Raw genomic sequence first — 19,781 nt, forward strand, 5'->3', positions numbered from 1 at the left:
AGAGGCGGATGAAATGTCGGGGAGGACGTCTAACAGGTTTTTAGGCTCGAAGGGCTGCAACTTTATCGGATCACGGTTCCATCAACGGGGCCTGGCGGACCTTGGCCTCGCCGGAACGGCTGGCGAACGGCCAACGGATCTTATCCATCAACAGGTAGATGACGGGCGTGGTGTAGATCGTCAAAAGCTGGGAGATGAGAAGGCCGCCCACGATCGCAACGCCAAGAGGCCGCCTCAAAGCTGAGCCTGGACCTGTAAATATCAGGAGCGGTACCGCGCCGAGCAGGGCTGCCAGCGTCGTCATCATGATCGGGCGGAATCGCTCCACGGCAGCCCGTGTGATCGCTTCCTTAGCCGGCAACCCTTGATTGCGCTCGGCCTGCAGCGCGAAGTCGACCAGCATGATCCCGTTCTTCTTGACGATACCTATCAGAAGAAGGATCCCGATCAGCGCGATGAGCGAGAGATCCATGCCGAAAAGCTTGAGCGCCAGCAGCGCGCCCAATCCGGCGGACGGAAGGGTCGAGATGATCGTCAAGGGATGACGAAGGCTCTCATAGAGAATGCCAAGGGTGAGATAGACGGCGATTACGGCCGCAATAAGTAGCAGTCCCTCCTGGCTGCTGGACGCGGAGAAACCCGAAATGGGTATGGTGTGGATCTCGTCCGGCAAGTGTAAGCCGTCCACCATTTCATTGATGGCGGCGAGCGCTGTTCCTGGCGCGGTACCCGGTCGAAGATTGTAGCTTATAGTGACCGAGGGAAACTGCCCTTGGTGGTTGACGGTCAAGGGCGAAACATCACGGACGATTCTGATTAGCGCTGAGAGTGGTACCGAGGCCCCGTCCGTGCCCGCCAAGTAGATATGGCCGATGCCGGCAAGGCTACGATGCGTCCCACCTTCGGCCTCGAGCACCACCTGATACTGATTGCGCGAGCCGTACATCGTCGAGATCTGGCGCTGAGAGAATGCGTCGTTCAAAGCGGCGTCTATGTCCTGCATCGAAACGCCGAGACGCGATGCGGCATCTCGATCGACGATGAGGCGTGCTTGCGGTCCTGGCTCATTCCGGTCATTCGACACGTCGGTGACGCCATCGACCTTGCGCATCGCCTCCGTAACGGTCGCTGCATACCGAGTGAGCAGCGTAAGATCGGGGCTCCAGAGCGTGTATTGGAACTGGCCGGATGTCTGCCTTGGGCCCGTCGGCACCTCCTGAGCCGGAAAGAAAAACACTTGGGCACCGATAATACGCTGCATCTGTGGACGTAGGCGTTCGATAACCTGAAAGATCGATGCATCTCGTTGCTCGAACGGCTTGAGAGCAACAAACATGTTACTCGAATTTCCCGCCGAGAAGACGCTCGAGCCGATCGATGAGGCGACCGATTCGATGGCGGGATCCTGACGCAGGATGGCGATGACCTCTTCCTGCAGCGCCTTCATCCGTTCGAACGACGCATTGGCCGGTCCCTGCACGCTCCCGAACATCAAGCTCGTGTCGTCCTGCGGCAACGTGCCCGCCGGGATGATTCGAAATAGGCCAATCGTCATGATCAGGACGACCAAGGTGGCCCCGCTCATCCATGCCCGGCGCTTCAAAGCCCAACGAAGGCTGCGTTCGTAACCGCTGGCCAGGGCGTCGAGCAATGGTTCGATCCGGCGATCGAGCCAGGTCTCGCCAGGGCGTGGGCTGCGCTTGATGAAATAGGCGCAGACGACAGGGGTAACGACCAAAGAGACGATGGCCGAGATGACGACCGCCACGGAGAGCGTCACCGCGAACTCGCGCAGAAAACGCCCCTGGATGCCACTCATGAACAGAATCGGGATGAAGGCTGCCACCAGCGAAATGCTGATCGAGATGACAGTAAAGCCGATCTGCCGCGCCCCTTCCATGGCCGCACGCAGCGGCCGCATGCCGCGCTCCAGGTGGGCAAAGACGTTCTCGATCATGACGATCGCATCGTCGACGACGAAGCCGACCGATATGGTCAATGCCATCAACGAGAGATTGTCCAAGCTGTAATCGAGGATCCACATGACAGCGAGGGTGCCCGCGAGCGAGAGCGGCAACGCTAGGCCCGCGGCCAGGGTCGGCACAATGCGTCTTAGGAAAACGGCAACGACCGCCATCACCAGGACGGCGCTCAAGAGCAAGGTGAACTGCAAGTCGTGGACGGAGGCCTGGATGACCTCGGTCCGATCGGAAACGATGTTGACCGACATGCCCGCAGGGATGAATTCCGCCAGCTTCGGCAGTTGCGCCCTGATGCGGGCAACGGTGGCAACCGTATTCGCGTCCGCCGCCTTCTGTACGAAGAGAAGAATGGCCGGCTTCTGATTGAACCAGCCAGCGTTGAGTCTTGAACGACTGCCCTCTCGGATCGTGGCGATATCGCCCAGTCGCACGATCGTGCCGTCAGCCAGCTTTATCGGTACCTCGGCATAAGCAGCAGGCGTCTTCAACTGCCCATTCAGGCCGATGGTGATCGAAAGATCGCTGCTATCGAAGACGCCAAGAGGGCTGAGAACGTTCGAATTAGCTATCGCCGTCCGAACGTCATCCAGCTTGATTCCTCTGGCAGCGAGACGCCGGGGATCGACTGCGACCCGGATGGCGGGTTGTTCGCCACCGCTGACGGTCACTTCAGCCACCCCCTCGATCTGAGACAAACGGGGTCCCACCGTCGTGTCCGCGACGTCGTAGAGATCCCGGCTTGGCGATTGATCGGAAGTCATGGCCAAAATGAGAATGGGGATTGAGGCCGGGTTGGATTTGCGCAGCCGTGGTTGTTGGGTGAGGTCGGAGGGCAAGTCCTCGGCGGCTGCATTGATCGCGGCTTGAACGTCGCGCGCGGCGCCATCGATATCGCGCGAAAGATCGAACTGGACGTTAATATTGGTTGATCCGAGCGTGCTGCTCGATGTGATCGAGGTGACCCCGGCAATCTCGCCCATGCGCCGCTCCAGGGGCGCAGCCAGCGTTGCCGCGATCGTCTCGGGATCCGCGCCAGGCTCGCTAGCCGTCACCCTGATCGTCGGCAGGTCGACCATCGGCAAAGACGCGACCGGTAGAAAAGGATACGCGATGAGGCCTGTCAGAAGCAGCGCTATCGACAGCAGCAACGTTGCGATCGGCCGGCGGATGAAAGGTGCCGAGACGCTGAGCCGCATGGCCGCTACTCAGCGGGCCGGGCAAGGCCCGACGAACGAGGCCCTGCGACACTTCGAGATTTCGACCGACTGACTAGTCTGTCCTTGAGGCCACCCATCGCAAGGTAGATGACCGGGGTCGTGTAGAGGGTAAGAAGCTGGCTGAGCAGAAGGCCGCCGATGATGGTGATACCAAGCGGGACGCGCAATTCGGCCCCCGGACCGCTGCCTATTGCCAGCGGCACGGCGCCGAACAAGGCTGCTAGGGTAGTCATCGTGATTGGCCGGAAGCGGAGCGTTGCGGCCTGAAAAATTGCATCCAGCGGTGCAAGCTTGTCACGGCGCTCCGCCTCGATGGCGAAGTCAATCATGATGATGGCGTTCTTTTTGACGATGCCCATGAGGAGAACGATCCCGATCAGGCCCGGAAGCGTCAGTTCCAAATTGAAGAGCATCAGGGCAACGAGCGCCCCGACACCTGCCGATGGCAGGGTCGTCAGGATCGTGAAGGGATGGACGAGACTCTCATACAGAACACCCAGGACGATGTAGATGACTACAATCGCCGCCAAGATCAAAAAGGGCTCGTTCGCCGTGGATTTGGCGAACTCGGCGGCATCGCCGACAAAGACGCCCGATACTGTCTCAGGCATACGGATATCTTGCCGGGTAGCCTCGATCGCCGAGACGGCAGCACCCAGCGACATTGATGATGCAAGGTCGAAGCTGATCGTCGCAGCGGGAAACTGATCCTGGCGAAGGACGACCAGCGGTGCGGTCGTCCGCGAGATGCGCGCGACGGCCGTCAGAGGCACTTGCGTTCCATCGCTCGCACTGACGTAAAGCCGACTAAGCGTCGCTGGGTCGCGCTGGAACCGGGGCTCGGCTTCGAGGACGACGCGGTATTGGTTGGACTGACCGAAAATGGTCGAGATCTGCCGCTGCCCGAATGCGTCCGACAGCGCGTTCTGCACAGCACTCATCGTGACGCCGAGACGGCCGGCCAGGACGCGATCGACGTCGATTTGAACGCGTGGCCCGTAATCTTGAAGGTCTGAGGATACACCAATCAGTCCGGGGAGTGCCGACATCGCCGAGGTCAGACGCCCGGTCCATAGCTGAAGTGTTTTGCTGTCGCTGGAAGTCAGACGATACTGATACTGCGTCCTGCCTGTCGTCGTGCCGAGTTGCACGTCCTGGACGGGCTGGAAAAAAACTCGGACGGACGGCAACACCGCCAGACGTTGCTGCAGGCGGTCGACGACGGCCGAGATCGTCTGATCCCTGTCTTCCTTGGGCTTAAGAACGATCTGCAATCGCCCGGCATTCGGAGCCGAGACCGCTGTCCCGACACCGACTAGCGATGTCGTGCTGACGACGTCAGGATCCTGCCCCACAATTTCAGCAACCTGTTCCTGCGCGCGGCTCATAGCGTCGAAGGACACATCCTGCGCCGCTTCGGTTGTCGCAATGATCAGGCTGGTATCCTGTCGCGGCAAGAATCCTTTAGGCACGATGAGATATAGCCAGACGGTCAGGACGGCGGTGCCAATCGCCACCAGGAGCATCAGGATGCGATGCCTCAGGACGACACGCAGACTGCTGGCATAACCGGCTTGAAAGCCGTCCAGAATGCGTTCGATCCCGCGGCCAATAGGGCCTGGTTGCTTTGCATGGGAGCGATCGCGCATCAGGCGCGAGCACATCATGGGCGTGAGGGTCAAGGAGACGACCGCCGAGACGACGACGGCGATCGTCAAGGTCAGGGCAAACTCCCGGAACAGGCGCCCGACCACGCCAGTCATGAAAAGTAGAGGAATGAAGACCGCGATCAGGGACACGGTCAGCGAGATCACCGTAAAGCCGATCTCGCCAGCACCCTCGAAGGCTGCGCGTAGCGGCGGCATGCCAGCCTCGAGCCGACGGGAGATGTTCTCGATCATGACGATCGCATCGTCGACCACGAAGCCCGTGCCGATCGTGAGCGCCATAAGCGACAAATTGTCGAGCGAGAAGCCGCAAAGCCACATGACGCCAAACGTGCCGAGCAGGGACAAGGGCAGCGCGGTAGCGGCGATGAGCGTAGCACTTACCTGGCGAAGAAAGATGAAGACGACCATGACCACGAGGGCGGTCGAGAGCATGAGGGTGAATTGAACATCCTGCACGGAAGCGCGGATCGTCTCCGTTCGGTCATTGACGATCGAAAGGGCCGCACCTCGCGGCATCGCCTGCTTAAGGCGCGGCACAAGTTCGCGAAGGCTCTGAACCGTCTGGACAATGTTCGCGCCCGGCTGCCGTTGCACGTCGATCACGACCGCCGCACTCGCAGCCGACCAGGCGGCAACCTTGTCGTTTTCGACGCCATCAATGACGGAGGCGACATCACGCAGTCGGACAGGGGCGCCGTTCGCATAGGCAACGACAACGTCTTTATAGGCTTGTGCGTCCTCGAGCTGATCGTTGGCGGCGACGGTGAACGCCTTGTCCGCCCCGTTCAAGCTTCCTTTGGGCCCGTTCGTATTGGCATCGGCGATCGCCGTTCTAACGGTATCGAGGCCCAGCCCCAGACTGGCGAGCTTGTCGAGATCGACCTGGATCCGGACCGCTGGCTTGATGCCCCCTTGAACGGACACGCGCCCGACGCCGGCTACCTGACTCAGGCGCTGTGCTAGAAAAGTATCGGCAAGGTCCGCCAGCCTAGAAACGGGTAGCTCGCTGGAGGTCAGCGCGATGGTGAGGATCGGCACATCCGCCGGATTGACCTTCGAATAGGTTGGCGGATAGGGTAGGTTGCTTGGTAGCGTCGAGTCGGCCGCATTGATGGCGGATTGGATGTCCTGTGCCGCCGCATCGATATCGCGGTCCAATGCGAACTGAAGTGTGATCTGCGACAGACCGGCAGCGCTGGTAGAGCTCATCGACGTCAAGGACGGTACCTGGCCGAGCTGACGCTCGAGCGGTGCCGTCACCAGGTTGGCCATCGTATCAGCGCTGGCACCGGGCAGGCGGGTCGAAACCTGGATGGTGGGGAAATCGACCTCCGGCAATGAAGCCACGGGCAGTTCGCGATAGCCCATGATGCCCGCCAGCAGGAGGCCGACGGCCAACAACAATGTTGCTATCGGTCGGGCAATAAAAGGCGCCGAGACGTTCACGATCCTGATGCCGCACGGCTACCGGCGGCACCCGCATCACCAGCCGTACTGCGATCGATCCGGACCGCTTCCCCGTCGGTCAATCGGACAAACCCGGTCGTTATGACCTCGTCCTCTGCCGACAGGCCGCTCGTCACCACCGCCCGCTTTTCATCTTCTTGGGCCACCTGGATGGACTTGAGGCGAGCCACAGTCGCTGTATCGCCCTGCCTCTCGACAACGTAGGCAAAGGTACCATCGGGACCCTGCTGTACCGCTGCTGCCGGAATCGTCAGCGCATCCTTGCGAGTATCGATCTGCAACCTGACATTAACGAATTGACCGGGCCAGAGCTGCAACTCCGCATTTGGGAAGGTTGCCTTCAGCTTGATCGTTCCGGTGGTCGTGTCGACCTCGTTGTCGACGACTTCCAGTGAGCCCCGATCCAGCGGTTCGTCGGCACCACTCCGGAAGGCCTGCGCGGCTAGCGGCACGCCCGCAGCCATTGCGTTGCCTAGCGATGAAAGCTGGGTCTCGGGGAGAGTGAAGAGGACGGATATAGGCCGAAGCTGGGTGATCGTCACGATACCCGTTGTGTCCGATGCGCGCACGATATTGCCGACATCGACTTTGCGGATGCCAGTTCGCCCGTCGATCGGTGAGGTGATGCGCGTATAGCCAAGCGATGTGCGCGCGCTGTCGATGGCGGCCTGATCGGACTGGACCAGTGCCGTATATTGACGGACCTGCGCTGCCGCCGTGTCGGCTTCCTGCTTGGTGGCATAGTCGGTCTTGGCCAGCCGTTGATACCTTGCCGCGTCGAGCCTGGCATTGGCTAACTGCGCGTAGTCCTGGCCCATCTTGCCGATCGCCTCGTCCAATTGCGCCTGATATAGGGCAGGGTCGATGAGGGCCAGCAGGTCGCCTTTCTTGATATCCTGGCCTTCGCGGAAACGCAGCTCGAGCAGGCGGCCGTCGATCTGCGGCTGTACCAGCACGGATTGATAAGCCTGGACGGTCCCCACACCCTCCAAATAGACGGGCACGTTGGCTTGCTGAACGCGTGCTGTCAGAACCGGCACGATTGTCGATGAGGTAGCCTGCGCGTCGTGCTGGCCGGCGGTCTCGTGCCGCCGCCAAAAATACCAGCCAGCGCCGGCCAGAACGACGACCAGGAGAGAAATCAAGATCCACCGTTTGCGCATCACGGACGCCCACCGGCTCTGGAGACGCTGACGAGCTGCGCTTGCGCCGGTGTTTGGATAGGGTCGCCCGGTCGACTCCATCCACCGCCCAATGCCTGATAGAGGGTAACGATGGCTTGCAGACGGTCCAGCCGGACCTGTGCCAGCGAGTCGCGCGCGCTAAAGAGCGTCTGCTCCGTGCTGAGGGTGGTTTGGAGATCCACGATACCTTCCCCAAGACGCGCCAACGATATGTCATAGGCGCGTTGCGCCGCCTCAACTGAACGTTGTTGCAGGATTTCCTGCTCCTTGCTCTTTTGCACGGCGATGAGCGCGTCATCGACGTCCTGAAATGAGGCCAGGACGGCAGCTCGGTAATTAGCGAGCAGTTCCTCATAGACTGCCCTCTCGCCCGCGACCTGACCCTCCAACCCATAGAGGTCGAAGAGCGGCTGCGTGACGCCGGTGGCGAGTTGCCAGAACCGGCCGACGGGATCGAACAGTTCATGCAGGGCCGAACTCGTATAACCGGCGCTTCCAGTGAGCTGAATCGAGGGGAACATTTGCGCCTTCAACGCCTGGACATCGAATCGCGCTGCATCCAGGCTCGCTTCGGCATAAGCCACATCCGGCCGCCGGGCGAGAAGCTCGGAAGGAAGGCCGGGCAGGATTTGCGGCAACTGTAGGGAGGCAGGGTCGCTGCCCGCCACCTTCAACCGTTCTGGAGGTTCACCGACCAGAATGGCCAGAGCGTTGGTGTTCTGCTCGATAGCCTGCTCCAGCGGCGGAATGGCGACGCGAAGATCTGCTACCGCCGATTCCTGCTGGGTCTCGTCGAGCGCTGTGGCAAGGCCCGCTTCGCGTCTCGCCTGTAGGGCCTTGAGAATGTCCTCTGCCGCCTGGAGATTATCGTGCGCGATGCGAAGCCGTTCTTGGCCGACCAGGATGGCAAAATAAGTATTGGCGATCGACGCATCGATCCCAATCGCCACGTTTGCCTGATCGAAGCGCGTCGCTACCGCGCTAGCTTCGGCCGATTGGCGTTGCGCCCGGTTCTTGCCCCAGAAATCGATTTCATAGGATGCATCTAGCACCGCTTCATAGCTCTTCGAATCGTTGGAGCCGCCGGACGAGCTTCCCAGACTGGTTCCATCGACGCTCGTGAGTTTAGATGACGTTCCGCGCGTTTCCTGATGCGTGCGCGTCGCCGTCCCCGAGGCATCCAAACTGGGAAGCAGTGCTTGGGTAGCCACGCGGATCTGCGCGTCCGCCTGACGAACACGGGCGACGGCCGCCGCGATGTCCTGGTTGCTTGCTCGACCCCGGGCGATCAGGCCATCAAGTTCACCGGACCCGAACCCTCTCCACCATTCAGCATCAGGCCAAGCCGATGCGGCGCTCGCCGGCGTGGCTTTGAATGCTGCGGGAATATCGAGATCTGCTGGCGGTACGTTCGGGTTGAGCGCACACGCAGAGACCATGGCCGCCATCAATACCGTTGCGGATCCGCGAATGAGCACTGCGCGATGGAACGGGCGCCAGAACATTGCGCATGATTGGAGGTTCGGTGGGGCCATTCATGTCTCGACAGCTTCTTCGATAGAACCGGTTGTGCCAAGCTGGGTCATAAGGATCGAACGTTCGATCCGGGCAATCCCGTCGGTACAAGATGTGATCGTTAGCTTGGCCGCAAAATTGCCGGCGAAGCTACGCTGATGCACTCGCCTCGGCACTTCTTGCGCGACGCCGAGTTCCAGATTGATCGGGGGACGCAAGGTTCCGCGAATTGACGACAGCAAGGAGCTGCCTATGGCAAATGACGAGCAGGGTTTCCTCTTCGATCTCGACGGAACGTTGATGGACAGCGTGTATCAGCATGTGGTCGCCTGGTCCGAGGCACTGCAAAGCGTGGGGCTCGCCATTCCCGTCTGGCGCATTCACCGTCGCATCGGAATGAGTGGTGGGTTATTTGCCAGGGCATTGCAAAGAGAATCACCCATCCCGATCACCGACGAGCTCAGAGAGCAGCTCAACACGCTCCATACGGCCGCCTTCGAGCGCCACCTCGTCAACGTTCGTCCCCTGCCTGGAACCCGCGAGTTGCTCCAACGCCTCACCGACGAAGACGTGCCTTGGGCGATCGCAACGAGTGGAAGGGCGAGAACTGCTATGCCCATGATTGAGACGATCGGCCTCGACATGAGCAAGATGAAGATCGTCACCCGCGACGTGGTGCCGTATGCCAAGCCCAACCCAGACCTATTCCTGGAGGGTGCGCGTCAAATCGGCCTGCCGCCTGAAAAATGCTTCGTGATCGGTGACAGCATCTGGGACATCCTGGCGGCCCGCAGGGCAGGGTCCCTGGCCGTCGGCGTGCTGAGCGGCGGTTATGGCGAAAACGAACTCGTTCAAGCCGGGGCCTTTCGCGTGTTCGAGGATCCGGCACACCTCGATCGAGGCCTCTTCGAGCTGGGAGTTCGAATCTAGGCGCCCTCCCGATCGGGCACATACCGCTCGATGTCTGCAAGCCAAGCCCTCGCATTACCGTCCGAGGGCGCACGCCAGTCTCCGCGCGGGCTCAGTGAGCCGCCTGCCGCGACCTTGGGGCCATTGGGCAGGGCAGAGCGCTTGAATTGGCTGAACGCGAAGAACCGGCGAACGAACACCGTCAACCAGTGCTTGATGGCAGCGAGGTCGTAGGAAGGCCGGCGATCTGCCGGAAAATTCGACGGCCATGCGCCGGCGTCAGCGTCGCGCCAAGCGTGCCAAGCCAGAAAGGCAATCTTGGAGGGCCGCATTCCGTAGCGGAGCGTGTAGAAAAGGTTGAAGTCCTGCAAGGCATAGGGTCCGATGACCGATTCCGTGCTCTGGAGCGGCTGGCCTTCGCGCTGCGGCACCAGCTCGGGGGATATCTCCGTGGCGAGAATATCGGCCAGCACGGCCTCCGCCTGGCCCTTGAAGGCGGGCGTCGCCCCGACCCAACGGATCAAATGCTGAATGAGCGTCTTTGGCACCCCCGCATTCACGTTGTAGTGGGACATCTGATCGCCCACACCGTAGGTGCACCAGCCAAGCGCCAGCTCGGACAGGTCACCCGTGCCAAGGACGATGCCGTCATGCATGTTGGCCAAGCGAAAGAGATAGTCGGTGCGCAGGCCCGCCTGGACGTTCTCAAACGTGACGTCGAATTGCTCCTCACCTCGCGCGAACGGATGGCCGAGATCCGCCAGCATCAGGCGTGCCGCCGGGCGAATATCGAGTTCCCGCGCCGTCACACCCAGAGCAGTCATCAGGCGGTGGGCATTGGCCTTCGTCGCCTCGCCCGTGGCAAAGCCCGGCAGGGTGTAGGCGAGGATGTCGGCACGGGGCTTCTTGAGGACGTCCATGGCATGCGCCGCCACGATCAGAGCGTGGGTTGAATCGAGGCCGCCCGACACACCAATGACGATCTTGCCTATTCGCCCTGCTCGAAGGCGCTGCACCAGACCCGAGACCTGGATGTTATAGGCTTCATAGCAATCCTCTGAAAGTCGCGCTGCATTGGCAGGCACGAAGGGAAATCGCTCGAGCGGACGGCGTAAACCCAGGTCGATCGTGGGGGGATCCAACTCGAAGGTGACGCGCCGGTAGTCATTCGCGTTGACGGCAGCCTTGCGCGCATCGTCGAACGTACCGGTAGTCATCCGCTCCTGAGCGAGAAGGCCAAGATCGATATCGGCGATCGTGAGGGCCTCCACGTCGCTGAACCGGGGGCCCTCGGCCAGCAAAGCGCCATTCTCGAAGATGGATGTCTGTCCGTCCCAACTCAGATCTGTCGTCGATTCGCCAGCGCCTGCTGCCGAATATATGTAGGCGGCAAGACAACGTGCCGACTGCGAGCGGCAAAGGAGGGCCCGTTGCTCGGCCCGTCCGATCGTGATGGGGCTGCCCGAAAGATTAAAAAGCATATGCGCGCCAGCCAGCGCCAAGCTCGAGGAAGGCGGATTAGGAATCCACATATCCTCGCAAATCTCGATGCCGAAGGTGACGAGAGGAAGATCGGTGGCCGCAAAAAGGAGGTCCCAGCCAAATGGGACTTCACTGCCGCCGATAACGAGGCTGGCATTTGCGACGTCGTCGCCGGAAGCAAAGTGTCGACGCTCGTAGAACTCTCGATAGTTTGGCAAATAGATCTTTGGGACGATGCCCAAAATGGTCCCACGATGCAGGGCTATGGCGGTATTGTAGAGCCGCCCGCGATATCTGAGCGGGGCGCCGACGATCAGGACGGGCATCAATTCCCGCGTCGCCTGGCAGAGCTCGATCAGAGCGGCTTCAACGGCATCCAGAAGGGCGTTCTGATGCAAGAGATCTTCGATAGAATAGCCCGATAGGCTGAGCTCCGGGAACACCGCAACAGCCACGCCTTCGGCATGACATCGATGGGCGATCTTCAATATGGCGGCGCCATTGCCGCTAGGATCGGCCAACACCGTCGAGAAGGTACAGGACGCAGCCCGCACGAATCCGTGACTATAGAGCGAATGGAACGTCATGTTGCCCAACGTCGGCCGATCATTTGCCGCCATGATAGAACGCGCTCCGTTCCTTGTCACAGCCAGGTTGGGGCCCTGCCGCGCGGCGGCCGGAGGTTCGCGAAAAAACGCGACGGATCAGGAACTTCTATGCCCTCTCATCGCTTTATTTGCTGGCTGCAAATGAGCGAACCGTCGTATCAAGCGATGTCGTTATTTGAGGCCATCAACCTTGGGATCAGGGCAGCACGAACTTATCACGCCAAGGATTGGTTCCGCGATCGTGGCATAGGTTGTTGTGCTTCATGATGGTGTAGAGATGGATCGGATCGCATGAGAATTGCCCAGGTTTCGCCGCTCTTCGAGAGCGTGCCGCCCAGGCTTTACGGGGGCACGGAACGCATCGTGTCGTTTCTGACCGAGGAATTGGTGCGCAAGGGGCATCAGATCTCTCTGTTCGCCAGCGGTGATTCTTTGACGACATCCGAGCTTGTTCCTTGCGCACCGCGTGCGCTGCGCCTCGACAGTCGGGTCAAGGACCCCCTGCCACACTACACGCTCATGATGGAGAAAGTTCGCCAGCGGGCGCACGAGTTCGACATCATCCACTTCCATATCGACCATCTTCAGCATCCGCTCATGCGCATGGTCGACGTTCCGCACGTAACCACACTGCACGGCCGCCAGGACATGACGGATCTGCAGCCGCTTTATCGCGAATTCGACCGCGATCCGCGGGTATCGATCTCCATGTCGCAGCGCCAGCCTGTGCCTTTCTTGAACTTTGCGGGAAATGTCTATCACGGCCTGCCCAAGGATCTCTTGACGTTCAGCCCTTCGCCGACACGGGGCTATCTGGCGTTTCTTGGCCGCATGTCGCCAGAGAAAGGGCCGGAGGAAGCCATAGAGATCGCCGTTCGCGCGGGCATCCCCTTGAAGATGGCTGCCAAGATCGATCCCGCTGACCAGGCCTATTTCGACCAGCGCATCAAGCCGCTACTCGATCAGCCGCTGATTGAATATGTGGGCGAGATCAACGATCATCATAAGGCGGAATTCCTGGGCGGCGCCCAAGCGATGCTCTTCCCCATCAATTGGCCCGAGCCCTTCGGCATCGTGATGATTGAGGCCATGGCCTGTGGAACGCCGGTGATAGCGTTTCCCTGCGGCTCGGTTCTCGAAGTCATCGACGATGGCGTAACCGGGGTACTCGTCAACGACATCGAGCAGGCCGTTGAAGCGGCTCGAACCATTCATCGCTTCGATCGCCGGCGAGTCAGGGCGCATTTCGAGCGACGCTTTACTGCCAACCGCATGGCGGATGATTATTTGGCGATCTACGAGCGCGTGATCGCTGAGCGGCGACGAGACAAAGGTGAGCCGACGTCTGCTAGGTCAGGGATTGCCTCCATGAAGGCCAAGCCTCTGGCCTCGTGAGATAGGCGACGGAATGATGGGCAGGAAGCGGTCCGCGAGCAAAAAGTACGGTCAATTCATCATTGCTTATTGCCCTATCACGACATTGAGCGATCGGGTCTGCTCGTCGATCCGACGCGAGACTTCTACCAGCCCAAATTCCCGCTAGAGCCAGAGTTGGACGATCCTAGGAAAGGACCCTCGCCATGGCTACCGCCAAGAAGCCCGCCGACCTAAAGAGCCAAGGCGACGGCGCTCGCATGCATGCCACCCGTAACAACACGACCTCGAACGCGAAGACGGTATCGATCGATCTTCTATCCAAGCGTTTGGCCGACGGCATCGATCTCTCTTTGACGATCAAACAAGCGCACTGGAATCTCAAAGGACCGCAATTTATCGGCATCCACGAGATGCTAGACGGCTTTCGTGACGAGATGGACGATTTCAACGACAAGGTTGCCGAGCGCATTGCGCAGTTGGGCGGCACGGCCAAGGGTACCGTCCAGGCGGTTAGTGCATCGACTGCGCTCGATCCTTATCCAACTGATATCTATGCCATCGCCGATCATCTAGCGGCTCTTATTGATCGTTTTGCGGCTTACGCGAATGCGGTCCGTCAGAACATTGATGAGACAGACGAGGCGGGTGATCCCGGGACCGCCGACCTGTTTACCGAGATCTCGCGCGGCGTCGACAAGCAGCTCTGGTTCCTCGAAGCTCACGTGCAAGAGCCCACCGGCAAGCTGCGGGATGGCAACAAAGCCTGACCATACCAAAGCAGGTCGGGCTGCTAGGTAGCATTGCTCTAGGCAGCTTGTTCCTGATTGCCGGCGGCAGTGCTCGTCGCGCGAAGCGGTTGTCGCTCGCGAGGCGGTGCGGAACCCGCGACATGGTAGGGTGCATTGTCGCGCGGCAGAGGCTGCCGGCGTCGTAGGACATCAGCCATTTTTTCCGCGATCATGATCGTAGCCGCGTTGAGATTGCCCGTGATAATTTCCGGCATGATCGACGCATCGATGACTCGTAATCCTTCGATTCCATGCACGCGTCCCTCGGCGTCCACGACGGCATGATCGTCTGTTCCCATCCTGCAGGAACAGGAGGGATGATAGGCGGTCTCGGCGTGTCCTCTGACGAAGGCATCAAGCTCGGCGTCGCTCTGCGCGTCGATCCCCGGCTTGAGTTCCTGGCCACGGAACGGATCGAGCGCCGGCTGCGCCATAATCTCCCGCGTCAGGCGGATAGCCTGGCGAAACTCCAACCAATCCTGCTCGTGGCTCATATAATTGAAGAGTATGCTGGGCATGCTGCGAGGGTTTCTGTCGCGTATCTGGACGCGGCCTCGCGAAGGTGAACGCATAGAACCCACGTGAGCTTGAAACCCGTGCATTTCTATACCCTTCGAGCCATTGTAGTTGATGGCTATCGGCAGGAAATGAAACTGGATGTTGGGCCAGGCGAAACGCTCATCGGATCGGATAAAGCCACCGGCTTCGAATTGATTGGACGCTCCTATGCCTCGGCCGAAGAGAAGCCATTCAAGACCGATTTTCGGCTGGTTCCACCATTTTGTCGCGGGATAGAGCGACACGGGTTTGAGGCAGGCATATTGCAAATACATCTCAAGGTGATCCTGGAGATTACTTCCTACCCCCGGCATATCCTGAACAAGTTGAATATCATGCTGCCGCAGGAGGGCAGCCGGCCCCACGCCAGAGCGCTGTAGAATGATTGGCGAGGCGATGGCACCGGCGCAGAGCAGAACCTCGCGCTCGGCAATGGCCTCGAAGATCTGGCCCCTATGTTCGTAACGTACCTTAGTTGCCCGCCTGCCGTCAAAAACGATCACGTCGGTTAGAGCGTGCGTCCGGATGGTGACGTTCGGTCTACTCTTCGCCTGATCGAGATAGCCCCGGGCGGTTGAGGAACGACGCCCGTTGCGGGTAACCGAACGGTCCATCGGACCAAAGCCTTCCTGGCTATAGCCGTTGAGATCCTCCGTGCGTCGATAGCCAGCCTGAACGCCCGCCTCGACCATTGCTTCAAAGAGCGGATTCGCCCCGGGCTTGGACGTGGTGACGGATAGCGGCCCGCTATCCCCGTGATAGTCGTTGCCGCCAATATCGCGCGATTCCGCCTTCTTGAAATAGGGCAGGCAGTCGGCATAGCTCCAGTTCTGGAGGCCCGGCTTCTGCGCCCAGTTGTCATAATCCAACGCGTTCCCGCGGATATAGCACATCCCATTTATCAGAGATGAGCCGCCCAGCCCCTTGCCTCGCCCGCATTCCATGCGGCGATTATCCATGAATGGCTCGGGTTCGGTCTCATAGGCCCAGTTATATCGCCGTCCCTGGAGGGGATAGGCTAGTGCCGCTGGCATCTGCGTGCGGAAGTCGAAGCGATAGTCAGGTCCACCTGCCTCAAGCAAAAGCACGGTGATGTCTGGATCTTCGCTCAGTCGGGTGGCCAGAACGTTACCCGCCGAGCCGGCGCCGATGATGACATAGTCGAATGAGGTGCGCGGCTTCATTGGGATAGCTCCGATCGCTGAAATCTGCAGGCACGCATCCGGACCTAAAAGCTCGGCGGATAGGGACCCAACTCGACCTGAACGGCCTTGATGCGCGTATACTGCTGTAAAGTAGCCAGGCCATTCTCGCGCCCGATACCTGAACGCTTGAACCCGCCGACGGGCATCTCAGGTGGCGAACCGCCCCACGTATTGATCCAGCATATGCCGGCTTCCAGCCGGTGGATGACCCGGTGGGCACGGGCCAGATTTTCGGTCACGACCCCGCCGGCCAAGCCGTACGGCGTCGCATTGGCACGCCGAACAACCTCCTCTTCATCATCGAAGACAAGCAGACAGAGTACGGGCCCGAAAATCTCCTCGCGGACGATACGCATCGAATCATGGCAATCGGCGAAGATGGTGGGCTCGACGAAGCAGCCTCTGACAAAGGCGCCCTCCATCCTGTTGCCCCCGCTAAGGAGCGTCGCCCCTTCCCTTTTGCCGGCGGCGATATAGTCCAGCACCTTGGCCATGTGGGCAGCGCTGACCAGCGGGCCGAAATTCGTCGCCGGATCTTCGGGATCGCCGACGCGGACACGCTTGATCCGCTTCAGCAGACGTTGCACGAAGTCATCATAAACGCGCCGTTCGACGAAGACTCGGGTACCGTTGGTACATACTTGGCCGGAGCTATAGAAATTGGCCGTCATCGCAATGTCGGCGGCACGCTCAAGATCGGCATCGGCAAAGACGATAAGCGGCGACTTGCCGCCCAACTCCATCGTGACGTCTTTCAAGGTCGAGAGGGCTGCATCGGCCATGACCCGGCGTCCGGTTTCGACGCCGCCAGTGAACGAAATCTTCTCGATACCATTATGCTTGGTGAGGGCGCTCCCGACCTCCCGGCCGCCCTGGACGACATTGAAGACGCCCGGAGGAAGACCGGCCTCCAGGTAGATGCGTGCAAGCTCCAGCGCACTCAGCGGCGTGACCTCCGAGGGCTTGAAGATCATGGCATTCCCAGCGGCTAGCGCCGGTGCTGACTTCCAGAGGGCGATCTGGATGGGATAGTTCCAGGCTCCGATCCCGGCCGTGACACCCAGAGGCTCCCGGCGCGTATAGGCAAAGAGCGTCGAATTGAGCGGGATCGCTTCGCCTTCGATGGCACTGGTCAGGCCCGCGTAATATTCGAGCACATCGGCGCCCGTGGTGATATCGACGGTGCTTGTCTCGGCGATCGGCTTGCCGGTGTCCCGGGTCTCGAGCAGGGCCAGCGCCTCATTACGCGCGCGCAGAATATCCACTGCCCGCCGCAAAACGCGACCGCGCTCGACGCCGGTATAAGCGGCCCAGCGGCCCTGCCCCTCCGTGGCGCTTCGAACGGCCATGTCTATTTCAGCCGGGCCACTCGGCACGATCTCCGCTAGGATCTCGCCATTAGCCGGGTTGATCGAGTGGAAAGGTTCACCGCCAGCCTGGACTTCCCGTCCGTCTATGAAGCTTCCAACCCGTCCAACCATGCTCTTGGCTCCAATAACCGGTACGCCCATTATTTAACTTGGATGATCAATATAAATCCAGAACGGATTGGTCATAGGTGTCCACGGGTCTAAAGCTCGCGGATCACCACCTGTCGGACGAGGCGCAATGATTGGCCAGGATCGACCGCGACGAAGCGGTCTCTTTCTGCCGGCATCGAACGAGCGGGCGTTGAAGAAGGCGCGAAGCTTGGCAGCCGATGCCCTGATCCTGGATCTCGAGGATGCTGTGGCCCCGGAGAAAAAGCACTTGGCGCGGGATGCCATGATCGCGGCATTGACGGAACGGTCGAGCTTCAGGCCCCGGGAGATCGTCATCCGCGCGAATGCGCTGCGCACTCCTTGGGGGGAAGCTGATCTTACTGCTATCGGTAAGGCTGGACCGGATGCCGTCCTGTTGCCCAAGGTGGAGGCGGTGGCCGAGATCGAGGCTGCCTGTGCCGTTTTGGCTCATACTGGCAACAAAGACCTGCCCGTCTGGTGCATGATCGAGACTGCGTTGGGCGTCGTCAATGTCGAGGCGATCGCGTTCCATTCCCGGGTCCGGGGAATCGTCATGGGCACGTCCGATCTCGGCAATGACCTGAGGCTTCGCCCAGGACGAGACCGAGCACCGCTCCTCTATGCGCTCGGACGCTGCGTCCTGGCGGCTCGGGCCGCCGGCAGGATCGTCCTGGATGGCGTCCATCTCGACATGGACGACATGGAGGGCTTTCTGAGCGCTTGTCAGCAGGGCCGCGACATGGGGTTCGATGGCAAGACGCTGATCCATCCAGCTCAGATCGAGGGAGCGAACACCGCTTTCGGCCCATCGGCCGACGAAATCGAGGCGGCGTACCGCGTCATCGAAGCCTTCGAGTCGGCCCGTCAACACGGCAGCGGCCTTGCCGTCCTCGATGGCCGGCTTGTGGAGAATCTGCATGTCGAGGAGGCACGGCGCCTCCTGGCCCAGGCCGATGCTATCAGCGACGTTCAGGCGCGCTCATAGATGAAACGCGCGCGAATGGTCCCCTCGATGCTGACCAGATCGTTCAAAATGCCTTCGGGGTTGGCAGCCGTTCCCTCGACGTCCATGACGACATAGCCAATATCGCTATCGGTTTCGAGATATTGCGCGTTGATGTTGACGCCGCGCCGCGTGAAGACATCGACGGCGCGTGCCAGCATGCCCGGCATATTGCGATGCACATGCATGAAGCGGAGCCCCGACGGGCGCGGGTGTAACTGGACCTGAGGGAAATTGACGGCACCAGCAGTGGTGCCGACGTCGGAATACTCGATCAGTTTTTGCGCCACCTCATGGCCGATCCGCGCCTGTGCCTCGGATGTCGAACCGCCGATATGGGGGGTGAGGATGACGTTCGGGATGCCTCGCAGAGGCGAGATGAAGTCTTCATCGCCGCCCTTTGGCTCTCGGGGAAAGACGTCGACCGCAGCACCCAGGAGATGGCGGCGCCGCAAGGCATCGGCTAGCGCCTCAACATCGACCACGCGGCCCCGGGCGGCATTAATGAGAAAGCTGCCCTGGCGCATGCGGGCCAGTTCCTCGGCGCCGATCATGCCTTGCGTGCTAAGGGTGTCGGGAACGTGCAGGGAGATCACGTCCGCTGCTTCCAAAAGCTCGCCTAAGGATGAGACGCGCTCCGCCTGGCCCAAGGCTAGCTTGGGGACGGGATCGAAGAACAGGACGCGCATGCCGAGGGCCTCGGCCATCACCGAGAGCTGAGTGCCGATATTGCCATAGCCGACAATGCCCAACGTCTTGCCACGGACCTCCCAGCTGTTGGCAGCCGATTTGATCCACTGGCCCTCGTGCGCGGCGCTGGATTTAGGAAAGATCCCACGCATGAGCATGATGATCTCGCCGATGACCAATTCGGCCACGCTGCGCGTATTAGAGAAAGGGGCGTTGAATACCGGGATGCCCCTGCGTTTCGCACTGCTCAGCTCAACCTGGTCGGTACCGATGCAAAAGCAGCCGACTGAGACTAGGCTGTCGGCAGCCGCCAGCACGCGTTCCGTCACCTGGGTCCGCGAACGAATGCCGAGGAACCAGACGCCCGGGATTCGACGGATCAACTCTTCCTCGGAAATGGAGGCCGGATAATGTTCGACGTCGAGATAACCGGCGTTGTGAAGATCCAAAACGGCGTTCTCATGCACGCCTTCCAGCAGCATGATACGGATCTTGTCCTTGGCTAGAGGTGCCATGGTGACATTGCTTTCTCGTAGTGACCCGATCGGTCAAAGGGCGCCCTGAATAAGCCCCTCGACATCGGAGGGGAAGAGCCGATCCGAGGATCCTGCCACAAGAGGCGAG

Annotated in this window: 12 protein-coding genes; 4 read left to right on the forward strand and 8 right to left on the reverse strand. The window is 60.5% G+C overall.

Annotated features, from left to right (window positions below; all coding sequences use genetic code 11):
- Positions 1–70 precede the first annotated feature (70 nt).
- From CFB17_RS10420 to CFB17_RS10435, 4 genes are read right to left on the reverse strand one after another with little or no spacing between them, the layout of a single operon-like run.
- The gene (locus tag CFB17_RS10420; protein ID WP_088561474.1) at positions 71–3,178 is read right to left on the reverse strand and encodes an efflux RND transporter permease subunit; all 3,108 of its coding nucleotides are present in this window, start codon (positions 3,176–3,178) and stop codon (positions 71–73) included.
- Positions 3,179–3,183: 5 nt separating this feature from the next.
- Positions 3,184–6,315, reverse strand: coding sequence for an efflux RND transporter permease subunit (locus CFB17_RS10425; protein WP_088561475.1), 3,132 nt, complete (start codon positions 6,313–6,315; stop codon positions 3,184–3,186).
- Positions 6,312–7,499 carry an efflux RND transporter periplasmic adaptor subunit gene (locus CFB17_RS10430; protein WP_165769548.1) on the reverse strand — a complete coding sequence of 396 codons (1,188 nt, stop codon included), beginning with the start codon at positions 7,497–7,499 and terminating at the stop codon, positions 6,312–6,314. The genes CFB17_RS10425 and CFB17_RS10430 overlap by 4 nt, the downstream gene beginning before the upstream one ends.
- Entirely contained in the window at positions 7,499–8,959 is a 1,461-nt protein-coding gene (locus tag CFB17_RS10435) for an efflux transporter outer membrane subunit (RefSeq protein WP_165769549.1), read from the reverse strand. The genes CFB17_RS10430 and CFB17_RS10435 overlap by 1 nt, the downstream gene beginning before the upstream one ends.
- Positions 8,960–9,287: 328 nt before the next feature.
- Between CFB17_RS10435 and CFB17_RS10445 the strand changes: the two genes are divergently transcribed.
- Complete coding sequence (locus CFB17_RS10445) at positions 9,288–9,965, forward strand: HAD family hydrolase (protein WP_088561479.1); 678 nt, start codon at positions 9,288–9,290, stop codon at positions 9,963–9,965.
- Here the strand turns inward: CFB17_RS10445 and CFB17_RS10450 are convergent.
- Positions 9,962–12,013: an NAD(+) synthase gene (locus CFB17_RS10450; protein WP_088561571.1), complete on the reverse strand. Its 2,052-nt coding sequence runs from the start codon at positions 12,011–12,013 to the stop codon at positions 9,962–9,964. The two genes, CFB17_RS10445 and CFB17_RS10450, sit on opposite strands and share 4 nt — an antisense overlap.
- A 312-nt stretch (positions 12,014–12,325) precedes the next feature.
- Here CFB17_RS10450 and CFB17_RS10455 point away from each other — a divergent pair, with 312 nt between their 5' ends.
- Positions 12,326–13,429, forward strand: a complete 1,104-nt coding sequence (locus tag CFB17_RS10455; RefSeq protein ID WP_088561480.1) for a glycosyltransferase family 4 protein — start codon at positions 12,326–12,328, stop codon at positions 13,427–13,429.
- A gap of 185 nt (positions 13,430–13,614) precedes the next feature.
- Positions 13,615–14,178, forward strand: a complete 564-nt coding sequence (gene dps, locus CFB17_RS10460) for a DNA starvation/stationary phase protection protein Dps (RefSeq protein WP_207762012.1) — start codon at positions 13,615–13,617, stop codon at positions 14,176–14,178.
- 38 nt (positions 14,179–14,216) lie between these two features.
- Here dps and betA read toward each other — a convergent pair whose 3' ends face one another.
- Positions 14,217–15,941, reverse strand: coding sequence for a choline dehydrogenase (gene betA / locus CFB17_RS10465; protein ID WP_088561481.1), 1,725 nt, complete (start codon positions 15,939–15,941; stop codon positions 14,217–14,219).
- A 44-nt stretch (positions 15,942–15,985) separates the two neighbouring features.
- Positions 15,986–17,443 (reverse strand): betaine-aldehyde dehydrogenase, encoded by a 1,458-nt coding sequence (gene betB, locus CFB17_RS10470; protein WP_088561573.1) that lies wholly within the window; start codon positions 17,441–17,443, stop codon positions 15,986–15,988.
- Between the two features lie 127 nt (positions 17,444–17,570).
- Here betB and CFB17_RS10475 point away from each other — a divergent pair, with 127 nt between their 5' ends.
- A complete protein-coding gene (locus CFB17_RS10475) occupies positions 17,571–18,449 on the forward strand; it encodes an HpcH/HpaI aldolase/citrate lyase family protein (protein ID WP_088561482.1) in 879 nt (292 codons plus the stop codon).
- Here the strand turns inward: CFB17_RS10475 and serA are convergent.
- Positions 18,434–19,672 (reverse strand): phosphoglycerate dehydrogenase, encoded by a 1,239-nt coding sequence (gene serA / locus CFB17_RS10480; protein WP_088561483.1) that lies wholly within the window; start codon positions 19,670–19,672, stop codon positions 18,434–18,436. The genes CFB17_RS10475 and serA overlap by 16 nt on opposite strands.
- Between the last annotated feature and the right edge of the window lie 109 nt (positions 19,673–19,781).

Origin of the sequence: Arboricoccus pini, from assembly GCF_900187945.1 — a bacterium.
GTDB classification, from domain to species: Bacteria; Pseudomonadota; Alphaproteobacteria; order Geminicoccales; family Geminicoccaceae; genus Arboricoccus; species Arboricoccus pini.